We start from the raw sequence: 17,621 nt of genomic DNA, 5'->3' as shown, positions 1-17,621 counted from the left end.
GTGATTCGGGGCTAAACGCCTTTTGTCCCACTCCTCTTTAGATTAAGCTGCAGTTTCTGCAACTTCTACTTCTTTTTCTTTCAGGATAATATTCAATAGCAAAGCTACGATTGTCCCAGCAGAAATCCCCGATGAGAATAAACCACTCAAGAAACCTGGTAACCCGGCCGTTACTTCTGGTCGGAAGGAGACACCTAGTCCAACAGCAATTGCCCCTGCACAAATCAGCATATTACGATTATCAAATTTGACACGAGATAGTGATTGAATCCCAGCTGCTGCAACGTTACCAAACATCAGTAATCCAGCTCCACCTAAAACAGGCATCGGCATGATTGAAACCAACGTTGCAAATTTAGGGAATAAACTCATTAAAATCATGATAAAGCCAGCTGCAATCGCAACTTTACGAGAAGCATTTTTTGTCATTGGAATCAAACCAGCATTTTGGCTGAAAGTTGCTGTTGGGCCTGAACCAAAGACAGGTCCGATCCATGAACCCACTGCATCGGCACGAACACCTGCAGCGATATCTTCATCTTTTAATTCTGTCTTAGTTACTTGACCAAGCGTTTGCATAACGCCAACTGTTTCAATAATTGTTACAAGATAGCCTGTCAAGAAAGGCAATGCGTATTCTAATTTGAATGAAATACCATATTTGAAAATCTGTGGCAATGCGAACCAACTTGCATCACTGACTTGTTGGAAATCAACCATCCCTAGCGGAATACAAATGATGTAACCAATAGCTGCCCCTAACAATACAGCTAGCGGTGCGAATTTTTTACCTGCATAGTGATTGATCAAAACGATAATCAAGAAAACAATAGCTGTAATTGCAAGGTTCATTGGTGCACCGTATGTTGCAGAGCCAACACCGCCTGCTGCCCACTCCATCGCTACTGACATCAACGTCATCCCCATCAAAGTGATAACGGATCCTGTTACAACAGGTGGAAAGAATTTCATTAATGGTTTAATGAAGTAACTCATGCCTAGTTCAAGTAGAGATGCCAACATTGTTCCGCCAAAGTAAGCAGCGATACCGCCTGTTGCAATAACAGAAGCAGCAGGACCAACAAATGCAAAGTCGGTACCCATGATTGTGGGCAGTCCAGCACCTACCCGGAACGCTTTAGGTCCAAATCCTTTTGATTGGATAATCGATACAATCCCTGAAACCAATAAAGCGGCACTTACAAGGTAAGCTGTATCGGTAATACCAAATCCGGCCATTCCAGCAATAATTAAAGGTACCGCTACTAATCCACCAAATGATGTAATGACATTTTGAAAACCAAGAACGGTTGTCGTCAAGAAATCGGGAGTGTCGTCCACCCCATAAATTAAATCTGTATTTTCTGTATTTTCAACTGTCGCTTTCTTATTAAGCATTACAGCTGGCTTCGTCAATTTCGTTTCCATAATTTCCTCCTAAATACGAACATTATTAATTATCAAGCCATCTTTATTTGTTATTATTAAGAATATCGTTATTATAGACACTAATAAAGGAATTGTAAATAGTATAAAACCGAACATTGCGGTTTTTTTATTAGATTTTACTCATAAAGGGGTTCCAAAATCTGAACAATGACAAATAGGTAATTTTGTAAGATAATGGTTACGAGGAATGGAGGAATGAAAGATGTTAGAAGAAATTAGACTTCAAGTTGAAACAGCTTTGCGTGAATTAATTGCGGTGGCTAAACTTGAAGATGGTGATATCGTCGTGATTGGATGTTCTTCCAGCGAAGTGAACAGTGCTAAAATTGGCACTGCATCCAGTGAAGAAACCGGTAAAGTTATTTTTGAAACCGCACAAAAAGTTTTACGTGAGAATCAGTTGCATCTTGCAGCCCAATGTTGTGAGCATTTGAACCGTTCATTAGTCATTGAAAAATCCCTGGCGAAAGAAAATCGTTATCCAATTGTGAATGCAGTTCCACATCTACATGCTGGTGGTAGCTTTGCTACAGCAGCGTATTACGGTATGGAAAATGCCGTTTTAGTTGAGGAAATTGAAGCCAAAGCAGGCCTCGACATCGGTCAAACTTTTATTGGTATGCACATGGTACCCGTAGTCGTACCCGTTCGCCTATCTATAAAAAACATCGGTGGCGCTATTCTTGCCGCTGCCCGCACCCGTCCGAAATCAATCGGCGGTGAGCGCGCACACTATGATGAAAAATTAAGCTAAAAAGAACCCCCAAATGAATCACGGAGTGATCATTCGGGGGTTCTTTTATTTGAAGTATTCTATAATACTTTCGACAAGAAGTTTTGTGTCCGTTCGTTTTGCGGATGATCAAAAATTTCTTCGGGTGTTCCTTTTTCAACAACCATACCGTCATCCATAAAAATAACCCGGTCCCCTACTTCACGGGCAAAGCCCATTTCGTGCGTAACTACAATCATGGTCATGCCGTTGTTTGCTAATTTCTTCATTACCTGCAATACTTCGCCAACCATTTCCGGGTCCAAAGCTGAAGTCGGTTCATCAAACAACATCATGCTTGGTTGCATTGCCAAAGCACGCGCAATTGCAATCCGTTGTTGTTGCCCACCTGAAAGAGACTTAGGATAAACAGCTGCTTTCTCAGCCAAGCCCATACTTTCCAACAATTCCATTGCAATTTCTTTCGCTTCAGTGACACTCTTTTTGTTGATTTCTCTTGGTCCGATCGTAATGTTCTCTAAAACCGTTAGATGAGGAAACAAATTAAAACTTTGGAATACCATCCCCATTTTGGTGCGAATGGCATCAATGTTTACTTTTGGTTGATTGATAATGGTTTCCTCAAAAACGATGTCTCCCGAAGTAGGTGTTTCAAGCAAGTTTAAACATCTTAATAAAGTACTCTTACCGGATCCTGAAGGTCCAATAATAACGACTACTTCGCCCTCTTTGACCTCTTCGTTTATACCTTTTAATACTTCTTTATCACCAAACGATTTAGTTAAGTTAACAGTCTTAATCACTTTGTTTTAACCTTCTTTCATAGATTTCAAGTAGTTTTGTAAAGATACTTGTCAATACAAAATAGAATACAGCTGCAATCAAGTATGGGGTAAATGGCATGAAAGTTGCACCTGCCACCACTTTCGATTTGAACATCAAGTCCTGCATGCCGATAACGGAAACGATGGAAGATTCTTTCATCAATGTAATAAATTCATTACCCAAGGCAGGTAATATATTTTTTAGTGCTTGCGGGTAGATAATTTTACTCATGGCCAAGTTTTGATTCATTCCTATGGAACGCGCAGCTTCCATTTGTCCTTTGTCAACGGCTTGAATACCGGCACGGATAATTTCAGCAATATAAGCCGCTGAGTTTAATGAAATCGTAATGACGCCGGACGCGAAGTCAGGTAAATCAATATTTAAAGTGTAGAGTCCGTAGTAAATAATGAATAATTGCACCATTAAGGGTGTACCACGTATCACTTGAATATAGGCATTTGCTGGTTTGCTCAATAACTTTTTAGGAGACATTTTTGCTAAAGCCAAGCCGGTTCCAAGTAACACCCCTAAAATAACCGAGAAAAATGATAGCGCAATTGTGTAACCAGCACCCTGGAAATATAAGGGCAAATATGTTTGTAGAAATTCGATAGACATAATCCGTTCATAGCTCCTTTTCTAAAAAAATAAATAAAAAAACCGTCCCTTGCATTTGCAAGAGACGGGTCAAAGTTCTTTAATCCGCGGTACCACTCTAGTTAATATACACTTGGTATACCCACCTCATTGACATAACGCTTGTTCTGCGGAAGAAGCTACTCAAGGTTCACCTCTTCATCGATAAAGTGCGCTTCAACCAGATCTTTCTATGAGGCTTACACCTTCTCCTCACTCGCTTTTAGAAAAAATTCTAATTTACTCTCTTTATCATTGATTTTTTGATATTTAATTTTGTATTACTTGAGTATTCTATTTATGTTTTAATTATTTGTCAATGCTTTATTTCCACTTAACTTATGAGCCACAATGAAATCTTCCAAAACAGCATCCAAATCTGGTGTTGTTACTTCTTCCAAATCATAATGAACACGTGTGCATGGTTTATTTATCGAGATGATACGAGACAAATCGATTGGGGTACCGATAATAACAGCATCACAATCAGTATTGTTGATGGTAGTTTCCAAGTCTTTTAACTGCTCATCACCATATCCCATTGCTGGCAGGATATTCTTAACATGTGGATACTTTTCAAAAGTCTCAACAATTTTACCAACGGCAAACGGATGTGGATCAACGATTTCAGCTGCACCATAACGTTCTGCTGCGACTGATCCTGCACCGATTAACATTTCACCGTGCGTTAAGGTTGGACCATCTTCCACTACCAGTACTTTTTTACCTTTGATTAAATCTGGATTTTCAACTGTTATAGTCGAATCAGCTTTAATGATTGTTGCCGTCGGATTAACGGCTTGAACGTTGTGCTCTACGGTTGCGATGGCATCTTGGGTGGCACTATCCACTTTGTTGATGATGGCAACATCAGCAGTACGTAAAGCAATCTCACCCGGATAATATTTTAATTCATGTCCAGGACGATGTGGGTCTAAAACTGTAATGCTTAAATCAGGCTCATAGAATGAAAAGTCATTATTTCCACCATCCCACAAAATAACATCACAGCCATTTGGATCCTTTTCCGCAGCAGCCAGAATATCAGCATAATCTACTCCTGCGTAAATAACATTTCCACGTGCTACGTGTGGCTCATACTCTTCCATTTCTTCAATGGTACAATGATGTTTTTGTAAATCATCAACCGATGCAAAACGTTGCACACGTTGTGCGTTAAGGTCTCCATAAGGCATCGGATGACGAATCGCAATCACGTTCAAGCCTTTGTTCATCAGTGTTTCGATTACTTTACGGGAAGTTTGACTCTTTCCTGCTCCAGTACGTACCGCAGTTACAGAGATAACCGGTTTATTACTTTTTAGTTGTGTTTTAGTCGGTCCAAGCAAGGAGAAATCTGCACCAGCAGCATTTACTATAGCCCCAACGCCCATTACGGTTTCATAATGGACATCGCTATAAGAGAAAACACACTCTTCAACTTGCAACGCTTTAATCAACTGTGGTAATTGTTCTTGTGAATAAATTGGAATTCCGGCTGGATATAATTCACCCGCAAGTTCAGCTGGGTATTGACGCCCGTCGATATCCGGGATTTGCGTTGCTGTAAAAGCTACCACGTTGTAGTTTTCATTACCGCGATAGTAAGTATTGAAGTTATGGAAATCACGGCCAGCTGCACCGATTATAATGATATTTTTTTTAGTCATGCTATTTTCCCCCTATTCAGCAGATACTTTCTCTTCCATCAATTTTGTATTTTTGTTGTAAAATTCTTCTTTTTTACCGGACTCTTCAAGTTCTGTAAGGATTTCATTGATTTTTTCGACTAACTCTTCATTTCCTTTTTGAACGGCAATTGCAGAAGCATTAGGTGTACTTTCGATTGGTGCTGTTGCGATTGCCAAGTCTGGATTTTGTTTCACATATTGTTCAGCAACTGCATCGACCATCAAAATGCCATCTACTTTTCCAGTTTTCAAAGATAGAATCGCTGTTCCCCATTGACCAACTGATTGTAAGTAATTATCAGGATATGTTTCTTTGATGAAATCTTCTTGGACTGTTGCTTTTTGAGTCGCCCATTTCATATCTTCAATACCTTCAAGCGTTGAATATTTTTCAGCGTCTTCTGCCTTGATTAAAACGACATCCGTTTCTTCGATGTAGATATCTGAGAAATCAACACTTTCTGATCTTTCAGGTGTAGGGTTCATACCCGCCATAATGATATCAGCTTTTCCGGTTGATACCGCTGGAATCAGGCCATCAAAGTCCATGTCCGTAATCTTTAATTCTACGCCAAGTTCATCAGCAATATATTCTGCGATATCAACATCGAAACCAACGATTGTATCTGTTCCGCCTTCAATCAAGTGCCACTCGTATGGCGGCCAGTCAGCTGAAGTTACCATGTGAAGAACGCCAGCTTCTTGAATTTGGGCAATTTTATCGCCTGTAGCACTTGATGCTTGCGAACTCTCGCTCGTTTCTGCTGTATCTGCTCCACATGCCGCTAAAATTGCTACACTCATAATTCCTACAAAACCTTTAATTAAATTCTTTTTCATTTTTATTTCCTCCTGGGGTATGTTTGTGTGTTTTTTATTTTCTCGATAAAATTATTAATTACTTCAATAAGCTACTTCGTCGCTTCATCATCATGGTTCATTTCCCCTTTGTCAGAAATTATATGCACAAAAAAACCGTCCCCTGCTATTTGCAAGAGACGGGTTCATATATTGGTTGAATCCGCGGTACCACTCTAGTTGACATGCTCATGGCATATCCACCTCATTGTAATAACGCATGATCTGCGGAAGAAGCTACTTAGGTTCACCTCTTCATCGATAAAGTGCGTTTCAATTGGTTTTTTATTGACAGGCTTCCACTCTACCCTGACTCGCTGAAATAAAACAATCCAATTTACTCTCTTTATCATTGATTTTTTCTTTATTAAGTTTTTGGTGTTGAATGTATATTATTAGATTCAAATGAGATTGTCAACATTATTTTTTTATTTTTTTAAATTATTTTATTTCTTTGGTCAATTCAATCATACGATTCACCGAACGGTCCAGGTAAGCTATTGTATCTTTCAATGGTTTATCTGTTGTGATATCTACTCCAGCAATTGCTGCAGCATCAACGGGAATATAGGTGTCCCCTGTTTTCAAAAATTCCAACCAACGGTCAACTGCTGGTTGGCCTTCTTCTTTAACCTTCAAGAATGCCTGTGTTGCAATTGTTAGACCCGCTGAGTAAGTGTATGGATATAATCCCATATAATAATGCGGTTGGCGCATCCAAGTTAGTTCTGCTCCAGCATTTATCTCAACAGCATCTCCCCAGAATTGTTCCAGTACACTGCGTTTCAACTCACTTAATTTTTGTGCATCGAAGCCCATACCGGCGTCAATTAATTTATATACTTCACGTTGATAGGCTGCTTCCAACAAGTGCGTCACAAAGTTATGGAAGTATGTATCAGACATCATTTTTGTCAAAGCAAAACGTTCCATCCGCGCATCATCGGTATTACGGGTCAAGGAATCTGTCAGTAATAATTCGTTGAAAGTGGATGGACCTTCAATCAAGTATAGAGAGGGACTATCCCCTACTACCGCGTTATTTTCAGATGCCATGATACCTTGGCCAGCATGACCAAATTCATGAATCAGGGTGTAGACATTACTTAAATGATTCGTCCACGACATCAAAATGTATGGATGTGCTTTATTCGCAGAAACGGTTGTACAAAATCCACCTGTTGATTTACCGGTGTTTTGAGCAAAATCAACCCAACGTTCTGGATATGCCTTCATAATCATCTCTGTATACTCTTTACCTAAAATGGAAATGGATTCTTCAACCATTTTTTTAGAATCTTCAATTGTCACTTTTGGTGAGTATTCAGGGTCCAAATCAATTTTCAAATCAGCATAAGTTACTTTATCCAGACCTTGGACTTCTTTCAAATGCGTAATATACTTGCGCATAACCGGTGCTAAATCGGACATAATAACGTCGATTTGGCGGTTATACAAAGATTGATCCACTTCTTGATCATATAAAAGATAATCAAAAATCGAATCGAATCCACGCATCGTGGCCAACGTTTTTTCCGTTTGTAGTTTTGTATAATACGTTTGGGCGATAACATTTTCATATTTTTTCAAAACTTTTGAGAAAGCATCGAATGCGGCACGACGAATCTTTGTATCAGTATGATACATGTAAAAATCTTCATACAAAACAAAACTCAATGGGTATTCTTCTCCATCAACAGTAAATGTACCGAAGTCCATATCTGCCAGTTTCGCTTGGTCGTAGATGCCTTCCGGTGCGGATAAGGTCGCAGAAAGTTGTGCCAACGCTTTTTCAACTTCTGGGTTTAATTGGATATGTTTATTTGCTTTTGTATGACGAACGAAAGAGGCATAACGTGGTTCTTTCATTGCAACGGCATCCAAAGTCACCTCTTCAACTTGTGTCAATTCAGAATCGTAGAACGACAGGGCTGCCGAAACATCTGCCATCACATTGTCAAATTGGCGTGAAATCTGCGTGTTGTCCGCATTGGTTAAATCAGTTGCTGCCGGTAGTGAAGCGTAGTGATATAAAACAGAAATTTGCGTCATGATGGCTTCATAAGCTTGAATCGATTCAATGATTGTGGATTCATCAGCCAATTTACCTGCATATGTTTCCGCAAAGGTAGCGACATCTGCTTGCATTGTTTTCAAAGCTGTATCGTATTCTTCGCGGGATGCAAATAAGACATCCAAATCCCAAGTTAATTCTACAGGTACTTCTGAGCGGTGCTTAAGTTCTTGTTTCTCCATGTGATAATCTCCTTCTAGTAAGTGGCTTCTATTTCTTTAACTTTATCGTATAGATAACGGTTTGTCGGTGTTTCAATATGATGGCGTGCACCTTTTTCCAATACAGTTCCGGCAAAAAGATCGACCTCCGAATAACGTCTAGCCAATCCGTCCTGACGCATGGATGGCATGTTGTTAGAGGATAAAGGATCAATCAGTGCCAAGTTATCTTTTAAATCCTGTTCGGTAAGTTGAACACCTTCTGCTTGGGCAACAGGAAGGACTTCCTTCATAGCCGCAATCATTAAGTCACGTTCTGGTCCGTCTTTTTTTACAGTCCCGTAAGTTCCTTCAGTGACCATCAAAACCTGGTTCACTCCCACATTCAGCATAAATTTTTTCCAGATGCGGTATTCAATATCTGCTTCAACAGTGTAGGGAAAGGCTGTTTGATCAAAAAATGCTGTCAAAGCATCCAAGCGGGCTTGTTTTTCTGGACTATCAGCCCCAATGCGTAATTCACCCATAAGTTTATAACGAAGTTCATTCCCTTCACGGACAGCATCCATACTTTGCGCCACACAGTGAATAATCTTGTCGTTACCAAAAGCCTTCGCTAATTCTTCTTCACTGGCAATCCCATTCAAGACAGAAATCAAAATGGTGTTGGAACCTACTTGGTTGCGTGCGGTTTCAATTCCACTTTCCAGACTGGTACCTTTGACTGCAAAAATGACCAGGTCAGCGGGTTCTCCTTCTAACGCTTCGTCAACGTAATTGAAGTCACAACGCTTACCATTCGAAAAAATGCCAGCTTTTTCATAGCGTTCTTTTCTTTCCTTGTTTACAACAACCCGAACATTCTCCATTCCAATTTTCTCAGTGAAATGATCGGCATACATAATACCCAGTGCTCCCAAACCTATAATAGCGACATTCTTTATCATAAGATTCCTCCTTCTGTTGTAAGATATCTGTCCATTTTATCATAGTGCTAGCCAAATAAAAGACTCAATAAAGGAATTGTCAGTACAGATAAAACCGTTGATATAAAAACATAACGCGTCGCCAAAGACGTGTTACCACCGTACAAAGTCGATAACGTAACAGCCATAGCGGGTCCCGGCATGCCGGCGATAATGATTAACACGCCCAGTATAAAAGTATTTGATATTACATTACGTAATACAAACCACATCAGAGCAGGAATGAGTAACATTCTTAAAATTGAAAAAAGATACAGACGTAGGTCCTTCATTGCAGACCAGATATCAATGCGTACCATTGACATCCCGATGATAAACATGGCCAGCGGCGATGTAATATTGCCCAGACTCGCGGCCGTTTTCATAATCAAGGAGGGCACGGGAATTTCAAATAAAAATATTAAAAGTGCAAAGATGGCTGATAAAATAGCTGGATTTAACAATAATTTCCTCAAATCAATCGCATGCGTTCTTTTTCCCTTGGAGATAAAATAAACACCCAAGGAATACACCAAAATGTTATTGGGAATATTAAAAATCGCTGCATAAAATAACCCACCCGATCCAAAAATTGCTTGAACGACAGGCAGACCCATAAAGCCGTTATTCGCAAAAACGGTAACGAATTGCAGCACCCCTACTTCATCCGGTTTTGCTCGGAAAAGTTTCGGTAAGCCCAGAGCCAAGAAAGCAAAGAACGCATATGAAGCACTAGAAACCACCAAGACCCAGATACTATCCATTTTGGACCCCGTAATTCCGGCTCCATCTGCGGATGAGAGTATCAAAGCTGGAACCGATACATAATTGATGAACGTTGCAAAATTCATTTCTGCGTGCTCATCCAGCAGTTTCATTCTCGCAACGATGTAACCCAGTAACATGATGAGCATCAATAAAAGCAATTGTTCAATAACAATAAGAGGATTCACTTAATTGCTCCCTTCGTGAACGTGGTGCATCAGAAATGGTAGATCCGTTTCAAATTGAACCCCAAATTTAGGGTCCACTCCACTGGTGATGGTACGCTCGATGACACGATTCACATATTTAACTGCCAGTTCAATTGCCTCTTCCAATGGTTTTTGCTGGAATAATAATCCTGCTACTGTACTGGAAAACAAATCCCCCGTTCCATCAAAATGACCTGGGTGCCACGTATCAAAACTATAAGCATATTTTTTGGAAATCGCATGATAGCTAGCCGCTCCCAAAACTTCCTCATCGTAACGAACCCCGGTTAAGATGGCTGTTTGATTGTTTAATCCGGTCAATTCAGCCAACGTTTCTTCGATGAAAGTTTGCGTGAAGGGGCCTTTTTTATAGGGCTTATCCAACAATAAACTTGCTTCCGTCATATTAGGGATAATCACAGATACTTCCTGACATAACTCACGCATTTCTGCAACATAAGCACTGTCAAATCCGGTATACAAAAAACCGTGATCCCCCATCACCGGATCTAAAATCGCAATACCTTGCGGTTTCATAAAATCATGAATAATGCGTTTCACCAAATCGATTTGTTCTTTTGAACCGAGGTAACCTATCAAAACACCATCGTATTTGATTCCCAACGATTGCCAATGATTTAGAATTTTCTTTATTTCCTGGGTTAAATCCAAATAAGTAAAACCTGAAAAACCGACACCCGTGTGAGTACTTAATAAGGCAGTCGGCAGTATATTTACAGCGTTATTCAAACAGCTTAAAACGGGCACAGCAACATTGGCTGAAATCCGGCAGCTGGCGGATATATCCTGAATTACTAAAATGCGTGGTTGGTGCATAGCCGCATCCGCCTCCTTTTTTTAAATTTCTTAATTATTGTACCAAAAGAAAGTCACCCATGGGCGAATATTATCTGTACCATCTCAAATAAAAAAATCGTAATGAAATAATCAAAATTCTGATTGTTTCATTGCGATTTTTATTTTGGACTGAATTTTGGTAAAAATATTCCGCTTTTCTTCTAGCCTCAAAGGCTATTTTTGTAAGATTCATGCTCAGGAGTATCAATATGAACGGCTTGCTTGGCTCTGATATGGGCGCTAACCGAAATAGGTTTCTACGTCATTTTTTCGTTGTACCTAGATTTCTTTACCCCAATCGCTTTCGAGGTTTTCTTTTACATGCTGATTGAAATCCATGTACTTGGGCACACCGTCTCGGCGCAGGAGGCCGCTAAAATTCTCGTTCTGCCATTTTTCTAAATCCGTTTATCTTAACGAGGTGGCGTCTTCTGATGAGGCATTGGCTATGCGGACCATGATTTCATTGTGGCGCAACAGCGGCAATGTGAACGGGGCATTGAAAGTGGCCACCATATAGTTGGATACTGGCTTGTAGTGTTTGGCATCCAGCCATTGGGAAAGTTTCTTGTTCATTTCTTGCTCCTTGCTATCATTCGAAGTCCCGCCGTACTGGATGACGGCGAAGAGTCCGCTGTCGAATTTCTTGACGGACAGCCATGGACTGGTGGGCTCGGGTATATTTTCCCAATGCTCTTTCGGGACCACGAATGCCATCTTCATCTGCTCGCCCGCCAGTTCTTGAATCACCGGGACGGTCATGCTGATTTTCTTTTGCTGCTTGTTTCCTTTTGATATATAGCGAAACAAGGTACCGAAGCCGCTATTGATGTCCGGATCATCCTGGTTGTCGTATTCCACGATATAAAAATCCTTATACTTCCTCAGTTCAAACGGTTCTTCCGACACTACTACCTCGTACTCCGGACGTTCATATTTGGACATTTTTCCCATCCCCTAGATAATCCATTTTCTATTCTTCGGATTCGCTTCCGAAATCTTCCATACCTATTTCCTTATAGCCTTCCGGCAATTCAAACATTTCCGCTGGTGGATTATTCGAAATTTCAGTAACCTCCATGGTTGTCACGGAAATACCGTCATCAAAAACCATTTTCTTCAATTCCGACCCGGAAAAATAGTAGGTAAATAGTTGGTCGTCCCTGCGATAAGTTTCAAAGTCGAGATTCCCTTCTCGACCGGATTCCAAAAATTCAGTATCTTCCAAGTCGATAGGATTCCAATTTTCTTCTTCCTCTACCACGATGCCAAGTTTCGAGACCATGATTTGTTTGGCCACTTCATCTATCATATATAAATTGCCGTCTTTCATTATGGTATGGGAGGTCACATTATCGGTAACTGTAATAAATGCCGCCTTATCATTGTCCACTGCTACTTTAGTTTGATAATCTGACGGGTCCGGTTCAACGCTATCTTCTACATGAACATCATAGGCGATAAAATATTTATCTCCTCTAATACTTTCAGAAAATTGTGTCAACAGTGGCCCGAATTCTCCAGCTCCGACAGGTTGTGAGGAAGATGCCATTTCACTGCTTTCTGAGCCACTTTCACTTTCAACAATACTGGATACTTCGGATTCCATTTGGCTACTTTCGCTCACACTGGACTCCCCATTAGTACCAGTGTCATTACCACCACACGCCACCAAGGTCAGAAAAGTACTCGCCAACAACAACGATTTGAATGTTTTATCCATCGTTATCCCTCCTAATTCACTCATCTTAATTATAAAAGTATTACTAGCCATTATCCATCGATAAGGTATAATGTGTTAAAAAAGGAGGGTTCGGATGAAAAGAAACAATACGCATCAAATGGTCATGTTTGCAATGTTTGCTTCTTTAACAACCGTCATGACACTTTTATTTCGGATACCAATCCCAAATGCACAAGGATATTTAAATATAGGGGATGCGGTTTTATTATTAGCGGCACTTATAATGGGTCCAGCAGCCGGATTTTGGGTTGGAGCGATTGGATCGGCTTTAGCTGACATGATTGCTGGCTATGCCATGTATATGCCTTTTACCTTTCTCGTAAAGGGATTGGAAGGCTTTTTCGCTGGTGTTATTTATAAAAAAACAGGTAATACCATTTTAGCAGTCTTCATTCCTGCCCTTTGGATGGCGACAGGCTACTTCTTTACTGACTGGCTCCTCTATGGAACAGCGGCGGCAGTGGCAGCTGTTTTAATGAATATCCTCCAAGGGATCGTGGGGGCTGTAATCGCCCTTATTCTCTTCAAGATTCTCAACCCTATTTTTTCTAAAAGATAAAAAACGTTTCCCCTCTACACGAGCGGGAAACGTTTTTTTAACTTATTTAAGTCAGATTGCTCTTGCTCTTACTCTTACGTTTCAAGTAAAAATACCCAAGCAAAACGATGAACAAGGACCCAAGCGAATCCACAATCAAATCTTGCATTGTATCCTTTAAAGCGACACGGCCCAACAATACGGTACCCTCATAGGTTTTATATTTTTGCATATTACCGTCCATAATACCATCACCCAGAAATTCAATAATTTCCCAAATCGCACCAACCATCACCGCAAAACAAAAAGCAAAAAACGAAACAAAACTGGGACTCAAACGTAAATTTAATTTCTCAATCCCGGTCAATAGATTGACTAATAAAAACCCAGTAGCGCCTAGCATACCGGCACTGAGAAAATGCAGAAGTGTATCCCAAAATGGGAAAATATAATAGAAATTCTGGATTTCCCCTAAGTAAATGGCCGCAAACAAAAAGATGATATAAATAATTTCAATAATATTAGGGATGTAAATATCAAATTTGTCCTGAAGTTTGATGGGCAGAAATATCATCACCCCTCCGATTATACTCTGGAGAGCCATCACCACGTAATCGCTCTTCATGCGAACGCCTTCATGTTCAGAAGAACCACTTGGCGCCTGAAAAAACATGTAAATGGCATAAAAAGTTGAGGCGATTAGGAAGAAAAGAACAATCGTGAGGAGGACATTTTTTCCTTTATCCGATTTTCTATCAGTTTTCATGGTCTATCTTCCTTTCCGGTTAGATGTTATTGCTATTTTGAGTTTTAAGGTTGCGGTGTAAGTAGAAATAGCCAATCAAAACGGCCACCAAGGCCCCCATCGTATTCACCAAGAGGTCACCCATTGTGTCAAATAATACGTTCCTTCCGGCCAACACTTCATGTTCATACGAAATATATTTTTGCATATTGGTTTTGAGGATACCATCTGAGGTATATTCATATATTTCCCATATTGTACTAGCAGTCATGGCGAAGCAAAAAGAAAAAAACGAAACGATTCCAGGACTTATCTGAACGTGTTTCTTATCCATGCCAGTCCAAATATCAACCAAAAAAAATCCAATAGTGCCGAGCATTCCCGCACTGAAAAAATGGAGAATCCTGTCCCAAATCGGTACACGATAATAAAAATTACTGACCTCACCTAAAAAAATAGATAAAAACAAGAAGATTAGATACATGATTTGAATGATATTTGGAATTTGCACTTGGAATCTATTTTCAATCTTTCTTGGCAAAAACACCAATATAGAAGCGACCCCGCACTGCAAACTCAACAGAAAATAGTCACTCTTCACACGTTCACCGTCATTTTCTACCCCAACCACGGTCGGGGCTTGAATAAACATATAAACGGTATAAAATATCGAAACAAGCAAGGTGACGAGAACAATAATAAGAATAATTTTTTTCCTTTTTCCCCACTTCCGTTCACTTTTCATGGCTTTCCCCTCGCATGAAATCTCTTATCTCTATGTTAATAATAACCCATTTTGAGCAATACAACCAAATAAAAGAATTCATTCGTGTACGTATTCCAACGAATAGAAAAGTCTTTTTATAAAACAGTCAAAAACTGCGTTGCAATGGAAAAATAAATTAACAAGCCTATTGCATCATTGATGGTCGTTATGAACGGGCCTGATGCAATGGCTGGATCAATTCTGAATTTATCGATTAACACCGGAATAAGAACACCGACAACGTTTGATATACCCAGTGCCAACAATAGTGAGATTCCAATAATGATAGCTAGTGCAATATTTCCATAGAAAATCGCCACAATCAACCCAAGGACTGATCCTGCCCCCAAACCAAGTATCAGACCGACCAATAATTCTTGTCCAACTGTTTTCCAAAATGCTCCTTTGAGCAGATTCCTGCCCGAGGATAGTTTACGGATTGAAACTGCTAAAGATTGGGTTCCGACATTCCCGGCTGAGTTCATGATAATCGGGATAAAAGCTGCCAACAATACAACTTCATTGAGCGTTTCTTCAAAGGAATTGATCAAGGTCGCACTAAACATTCCCATAAATATCAGAATGATGATCCACGGCATCCTTACTCGGGCGATTTCCCATGCCTTTCCTTCGTTAAAATCTTTCTTTGATGATCTCGTGATGGCCGCAAATGTTTCAAAATCTTCAATGACCTCTTCCGTCATGACATCCATCACATCGTCGACCGTAATTATCCCCACCATTTTACCTGTGGCATCCAAGACAGGAACGGCAACTAAATCATATTCCTGCAGTAATTTACCAGCTGCCTCTTGTGCGGTGTCCGTGTGGACGGCCGCGACATTTTTCACCATAATTTCTGCCAATTGCCTCTCCTCAGGTTCAATGATCAAGTCGCGCAAAGAGACTACCCCACGCAAAATCCCATTCCCGTCCAAAACATAGACATAGTAAACCATCTCCACTTTTTGGGCAGATGACCGGAAGCGCTCTGCCACTTGCTTTACCGTTTCGTTCGGTGAAGCAACCACGTAACTCTTGTTCATGATGGAACCAGCCGTTTTTGGTCCGAACTCCAACATTTCTTCTATATGTTTACGTTCGGTTGCATCGACCAGGGAAAGTAGTTCATCGATTTGTCCCGGTTCTAAATAAGACAAAAATTTGATGATATTGTCACTTTCCATCTGCATAAGTAGGCCCGCAATTGCGCGCGTAGAAAAAGCCGCATACACTTCCTTTTGGTTGCGTGGAGTCATCCATTCAAGTATATCTGCAAATTCATCCGGATTCAGGAACGCCGCAATTTCTTGCTTGTTTGTGGGGAAAAGAAGATGGAAGAGTTCCTCTTGGTCTCGAATATGAAGCTTCAAAAAGTATTTCCGGAATGTTTTACGGTCTTTATTTTTAACAGCTTGAAAAATAATTTCGTGCGTTCTCATTATGCTCACTCTTCCCTTCGTACCTGTGTCCCATTAAGCCTTGAAGTTGTAGACAGGTTTCAAGATAGCCTTGACCATGACGGTGGCTGCCGTTTTCGCCAAAATTTCCGCCATCGGTTTGTAAGCATCAGGCATCTCGTCCAAAGTAGCTTTACGAACAGAAGTCGTATAGATACCCTTCATTGCTTGTTGAAAAGCGTTCAGATGTAGCGTTTTACGGGCTTGTGTGCGCGACAGTAAACGTCCTGCACCGTGAGGAGCAGAATAGTTCCAGTCCGGGTTCCCTCTTCCAACAGCCAGAACACTGCCATCGCGCATGTTGATCGGGATAATCACTTCTTCACCTTTTTGGGCGGAAATAGCACCTTTGCGGATAATGCGATTGGCGATATCGACGTAATTATGCACCACATCAAACGTCCGGACGGGCTCCCAATCCATGGCGGTGGTGATTTCCTGCATCATCGCTTTTCGGTTTAGGTGAGCATAATGGTGAGCAATGCCCATATCATTTAAATAAGCCTGCATCTCTTCATTTTCAAGATAAGCAAAATCCATGTCAAAATCTGCATTTTTCTGATTCCAATACGAAACGGCACGCTGCTGGTGGTAGTTGGCAACTTCTTGTCCCAGTGAACGTGATCCCGAATGGATGACCAAATAATAGGAACCCTTTTCATCTTGGTTGACTTCTATAAAGTGATTCCCACCGCCCAATGTCCCAATCGAGCGTTGGACCCGGTCTATGTCAGAGAGCTTAACTGTCAAGGCTTCTAGATTTGCTTCATTCAGAAAAAAATGGGACTTCTGACGGATACCCGTTCCACTGGGAATAACCTTTCTAATGGCATTATCCAAGGCTTTGAAATCATTCTTTCCCAGGCCGATGTCGCCTAATTCCGCAACAAGCATCCCACATCCGATATCCACACCTACTACATTGGGCACAATTTTGTCCGTGAACGTCATGGTGGTCCCAACGACTGCCCCTTTTCCAATATGGGTATCAGGCATAATCCGGATTTGACTGCCTTCGGAATAAGGGTGATCCACCAGTCGTTGAATTTGTCCAATCGTCTCGTCGTCAATGTTCTTGGTGAACACTTTCGCCTGTGAGTACTTCCCGCTTACAAGCATTTCTTCTGGTTGGTTCATGATT

At 40.6% G+C, this 17,621-nt stretch carries 17 protein-coding genes and 2 other annotated features; of the genes, 2 read left to right on the top strand and 15 right to left on the bottom strand.

Annotated elements, in window-relative coordinates; translation table 11 throughout:
* Nucleotides 1–42 precede the first annotated feature (42 nt).
* On the bottom strand, nt 43–1,428 hold the full coding sequence (locus tag ACTU7M_RS08240) for a uracil-xanthine permease family protein (RefSeq protein ID WP_443473912.1): 1,386 nt from the start codon (nt 1,426–1,428) through the stop codon (nt 43–45).
* 223 nt (nt 1,429–1,651) lie between these two features.
* Here ACTU7M_RS08240 and ACTU7M_RS08235 point away from each other — a divergent pair, with 223 nt between their 5' ends.
* The gene (locus tag ACTU7M_RS08235) at nt 1,652–2,203 is read left to right on the top strand and encodes a TIGR01440 family protein (RefSeq protein WP_443473911.1); all 552 of its coding nucleotides are present in this window, start codon (nt 1,652–1,654) and stop codon (nt 2,201–2,203) included.
* Between the two features lie 59 nt (nt 2,204–2,262).
* Here the strand turns inward: ACTU7M_RS08235 and ACTU7M_RS08230 are convergent, their stop codons facing one another.
* The 10 genes from ACTU7M_RS08230 to ACTU7M_RS08185 all read right to left on the bottom strand — a co-directional run bounded on the left by ACTU7M_RS08230 (nt 2,263) and on the right by ACTU7M_RS08185 (nt 12,950).
* On the bottom strand, nt 2,263–2,985 hold the full coding sequence (locus ACTU7M_RS08230) for an amino acid ABC transporter ATP-binding protein (RefSeq protein ID WP_443473910.1): 723 nt from the start codon (nt 2,983–2,985) through the stop codon (nt 2,263–2,265).
* Complete coding sequence (locus ACTU7M_RS08225) at nt 2,978–3,628, bottom strand: amino acid ABC transporter permease (RefSeq protein WP_443473909.1); 651 nt, start codon at nt 3,626–3,628, stop codon at nt 2,978–2,980. Before ACTU7M_RS08225 ends, ACTU7M_RS08230 begins: the two co-directional genes overlap by 8 nt.
* A gap of 57 nt (nt 3,629–3,685) precedes the next feature.
* Nucleotides 3,686–3,911, bottom strand: a binding site (T-box leader).
* Nucleotides 3,912–3,951: 40 nt separating this feature from the next.
* Nucleotides 3,952–5,316, bottom strand: coding sequence for a cyclic 2,3-diphosphoglycerate synthase (locus ACTU7M_RS08220; RefSeq protein WP_443473908.1), 1,365 nt, complete (start codon nt 5,314–5,316; stop codon nt 3,952–3,954).
* Nucleotides 5,317–5,328: 12 nt separating this feature from the next.
* Nucleotides 5,329–6,177, bottom strand: coding sequence for a transporter substrate-binding domain-containing protein (locus ACTU7M_RS08215; RefSeq protein WP_443473907.1), 849 nt, complete (start codon nt 6,175–6,177; stop codon nt 5,329–5,331).
* A 151-nt stretch (nt 6,178–6,328) separates the two neighbouring features.
* Nucleotides 6,329–6,557, bottom strand: a binding site (T-box leader).
* A 79-nt stretch (nt 6,558–6,636) separates the two neighbouring features.
* A complete protein-coding gene (gene pepF / locus ACTU7M_RS08210; RefSeq protein ID WP_443473906.1) occupies nt 6,637–8,451 on the bottom strand; it encodes an oligoendopeptidase F in 1,815 nt (604 codons plus the stop codon).
* Between the two features lie 14 nt (nt 8,452–8,465).
* Nucleotides 8,466–9,377 carry a ketopantoate reductase family protein gene (locus tag ACTU7M_RS08205; protein WP_443473905.1) on the bottom strand — a complete coding sequence of 304 codons (912 nt, stop codon included), beginning with the start codon at nt 9,375–9,377 and terminating at the stop codon, nt 8,466–8,468.
* Nucleotides 9,378–9,424: 47 nt separating this feature from the next.
* Nucleotides 9,425–10,348 carry an AEC family transporter gene (locus ACTU7M_RS08200; RefSeq protein ID WP_443473904.1) on the bottom strand — a complete coding sequence of 308 codons (924 nt, stop codon included), beginning with the start codon at nt 10,346–10,348 and terminating at the stop codon, nt 9,425–9,427.
* On the bottom strand, nt 10,349–11,206 hold the full coding sequence (locus ACTU7M_RS08195) for a pyridoxamine kinase (RefSeq protein ID WP_443473903.1): 858 nt from the start codon (nt 11,204–11,206) through the stop codon (nt 10,349–10,351).
* Nucleotides 11,207–11,635: 429 nt separating this feature from the next.
* Nucleotides 11,636–12,172, bottom strand: coding sequence for an SOUL family heme-binding protein (locus tag ACTU7M_RS08190; RefSeq protein WP_443473902.1), 537 nt, complete (start codon nt 12,170–12,172; stop codon nt 11,636–11,638).
* Nucleotides 12,173–12,200: 28 nt separating this feature from the next.
* Nucleotides 12,201–12,950: a hypothetical protein gene (locus tag ACTU7M_RS08185; protein ID WP_443473901.1), complete on the bottom strand. Its 750-nt coding sequence runs from the start codon at nt 12,948–12,950 to the stop codon at nt 12,201–12,203.
* 94 nt (nt 12,951–13,044) lie between these two features.
* On the opposite strand from ACTU7M_RS08185, the gene ACTU7M_RS08180 reads away from it, so the two are divergent.
* Nucleotides 13,045–13,530, top strand: a complete 486-nt coding sequence (locus ACTU7M_RS08180) for an ECF transporter S component (RefSeq protein WP_443473900.1) — start codon at nt 13,045–13,047, stop codon at nt 13,528–13,530.
* A gap of 46 nt (nt 13,531–13,576) precedes the next feature.
* Here the strand turns inward: ACTU7M_RS08180 and ACTU7M_RS08175 are convergent, their stop codons facing one another.
* The 4 genes from ACTU7M_RS08175 to ACTU7M_RS08160 all read right to left on the bottom strand — a co-directional run bounded on the left by ACTU7M_RS08175 (nt 13,577) and on the right by ACTU7M_RS08160 (nt 17,617).
* Nucleotides 13,577–14,275, bottom strand: a complete 699-nt coding sequence (locus tag ACTU7M_RS08175) for a hypothetical protein (protein ID WP_443473899.1) — start codon at nt 14,273–14,275, stop codon at nt 13,577–13,579.
* Nucleotides 14,276–14,294: 19 nt separating this feature from the next.
* Nucleotides 14,295–14,885, bottom strand: coding sequence for a hypothetical protein (locus tag ACTU7M_RS08170; protein ID WP_443473898.1), 591 nt, complete (start codon nt 14,883–14,885; stop codon nt 14,295–14,297).
* Nucleotides 14,886–15,115: 230 nt separating this feature from the next.
* The gene (mgtE, locus tag ACTU7M_RS08165) at nt 15,116–16,462 is read right to left on the bottom strand and encodes a magnesium transporter (RefSeq protein ID WP_443473897.1); all 1,347 of its coding nucleotides are present in this window, start codon (nt 16,460–16,462) and stop codon (nt 15,116–15,118) included.
* 33 nt (nt 16,463–16,495) lie between these two features.
* Complete coding sequence (locus ACTU7M_RS08160; RefSeq protein WP_443473896.1) at nt 16,496–17,617, bottom strand: RtcB family protein; 1,122 nt, start codon at nt 17,615–17,617, stop codon at nt 16,496–16,498.
* Between the last annotated feature and the right edge of the window lie 4 nt (nt 17,618–17,621).

The sequence above is a fragment of the Jeotgalibaca sp. A122 genome (assembly GCF_052266715.1).
In the GTDB taxonomy this organism is placed as follows: Bacteria; Bacillota; Bacilli; order Lactobacillales; family Aerococcaceae; genus Jeotgalibaca.
Note: the sequence above shows the minus strand (reverse complement) of the source record. Positions and strands in the feature narration are given on the sequence as shown.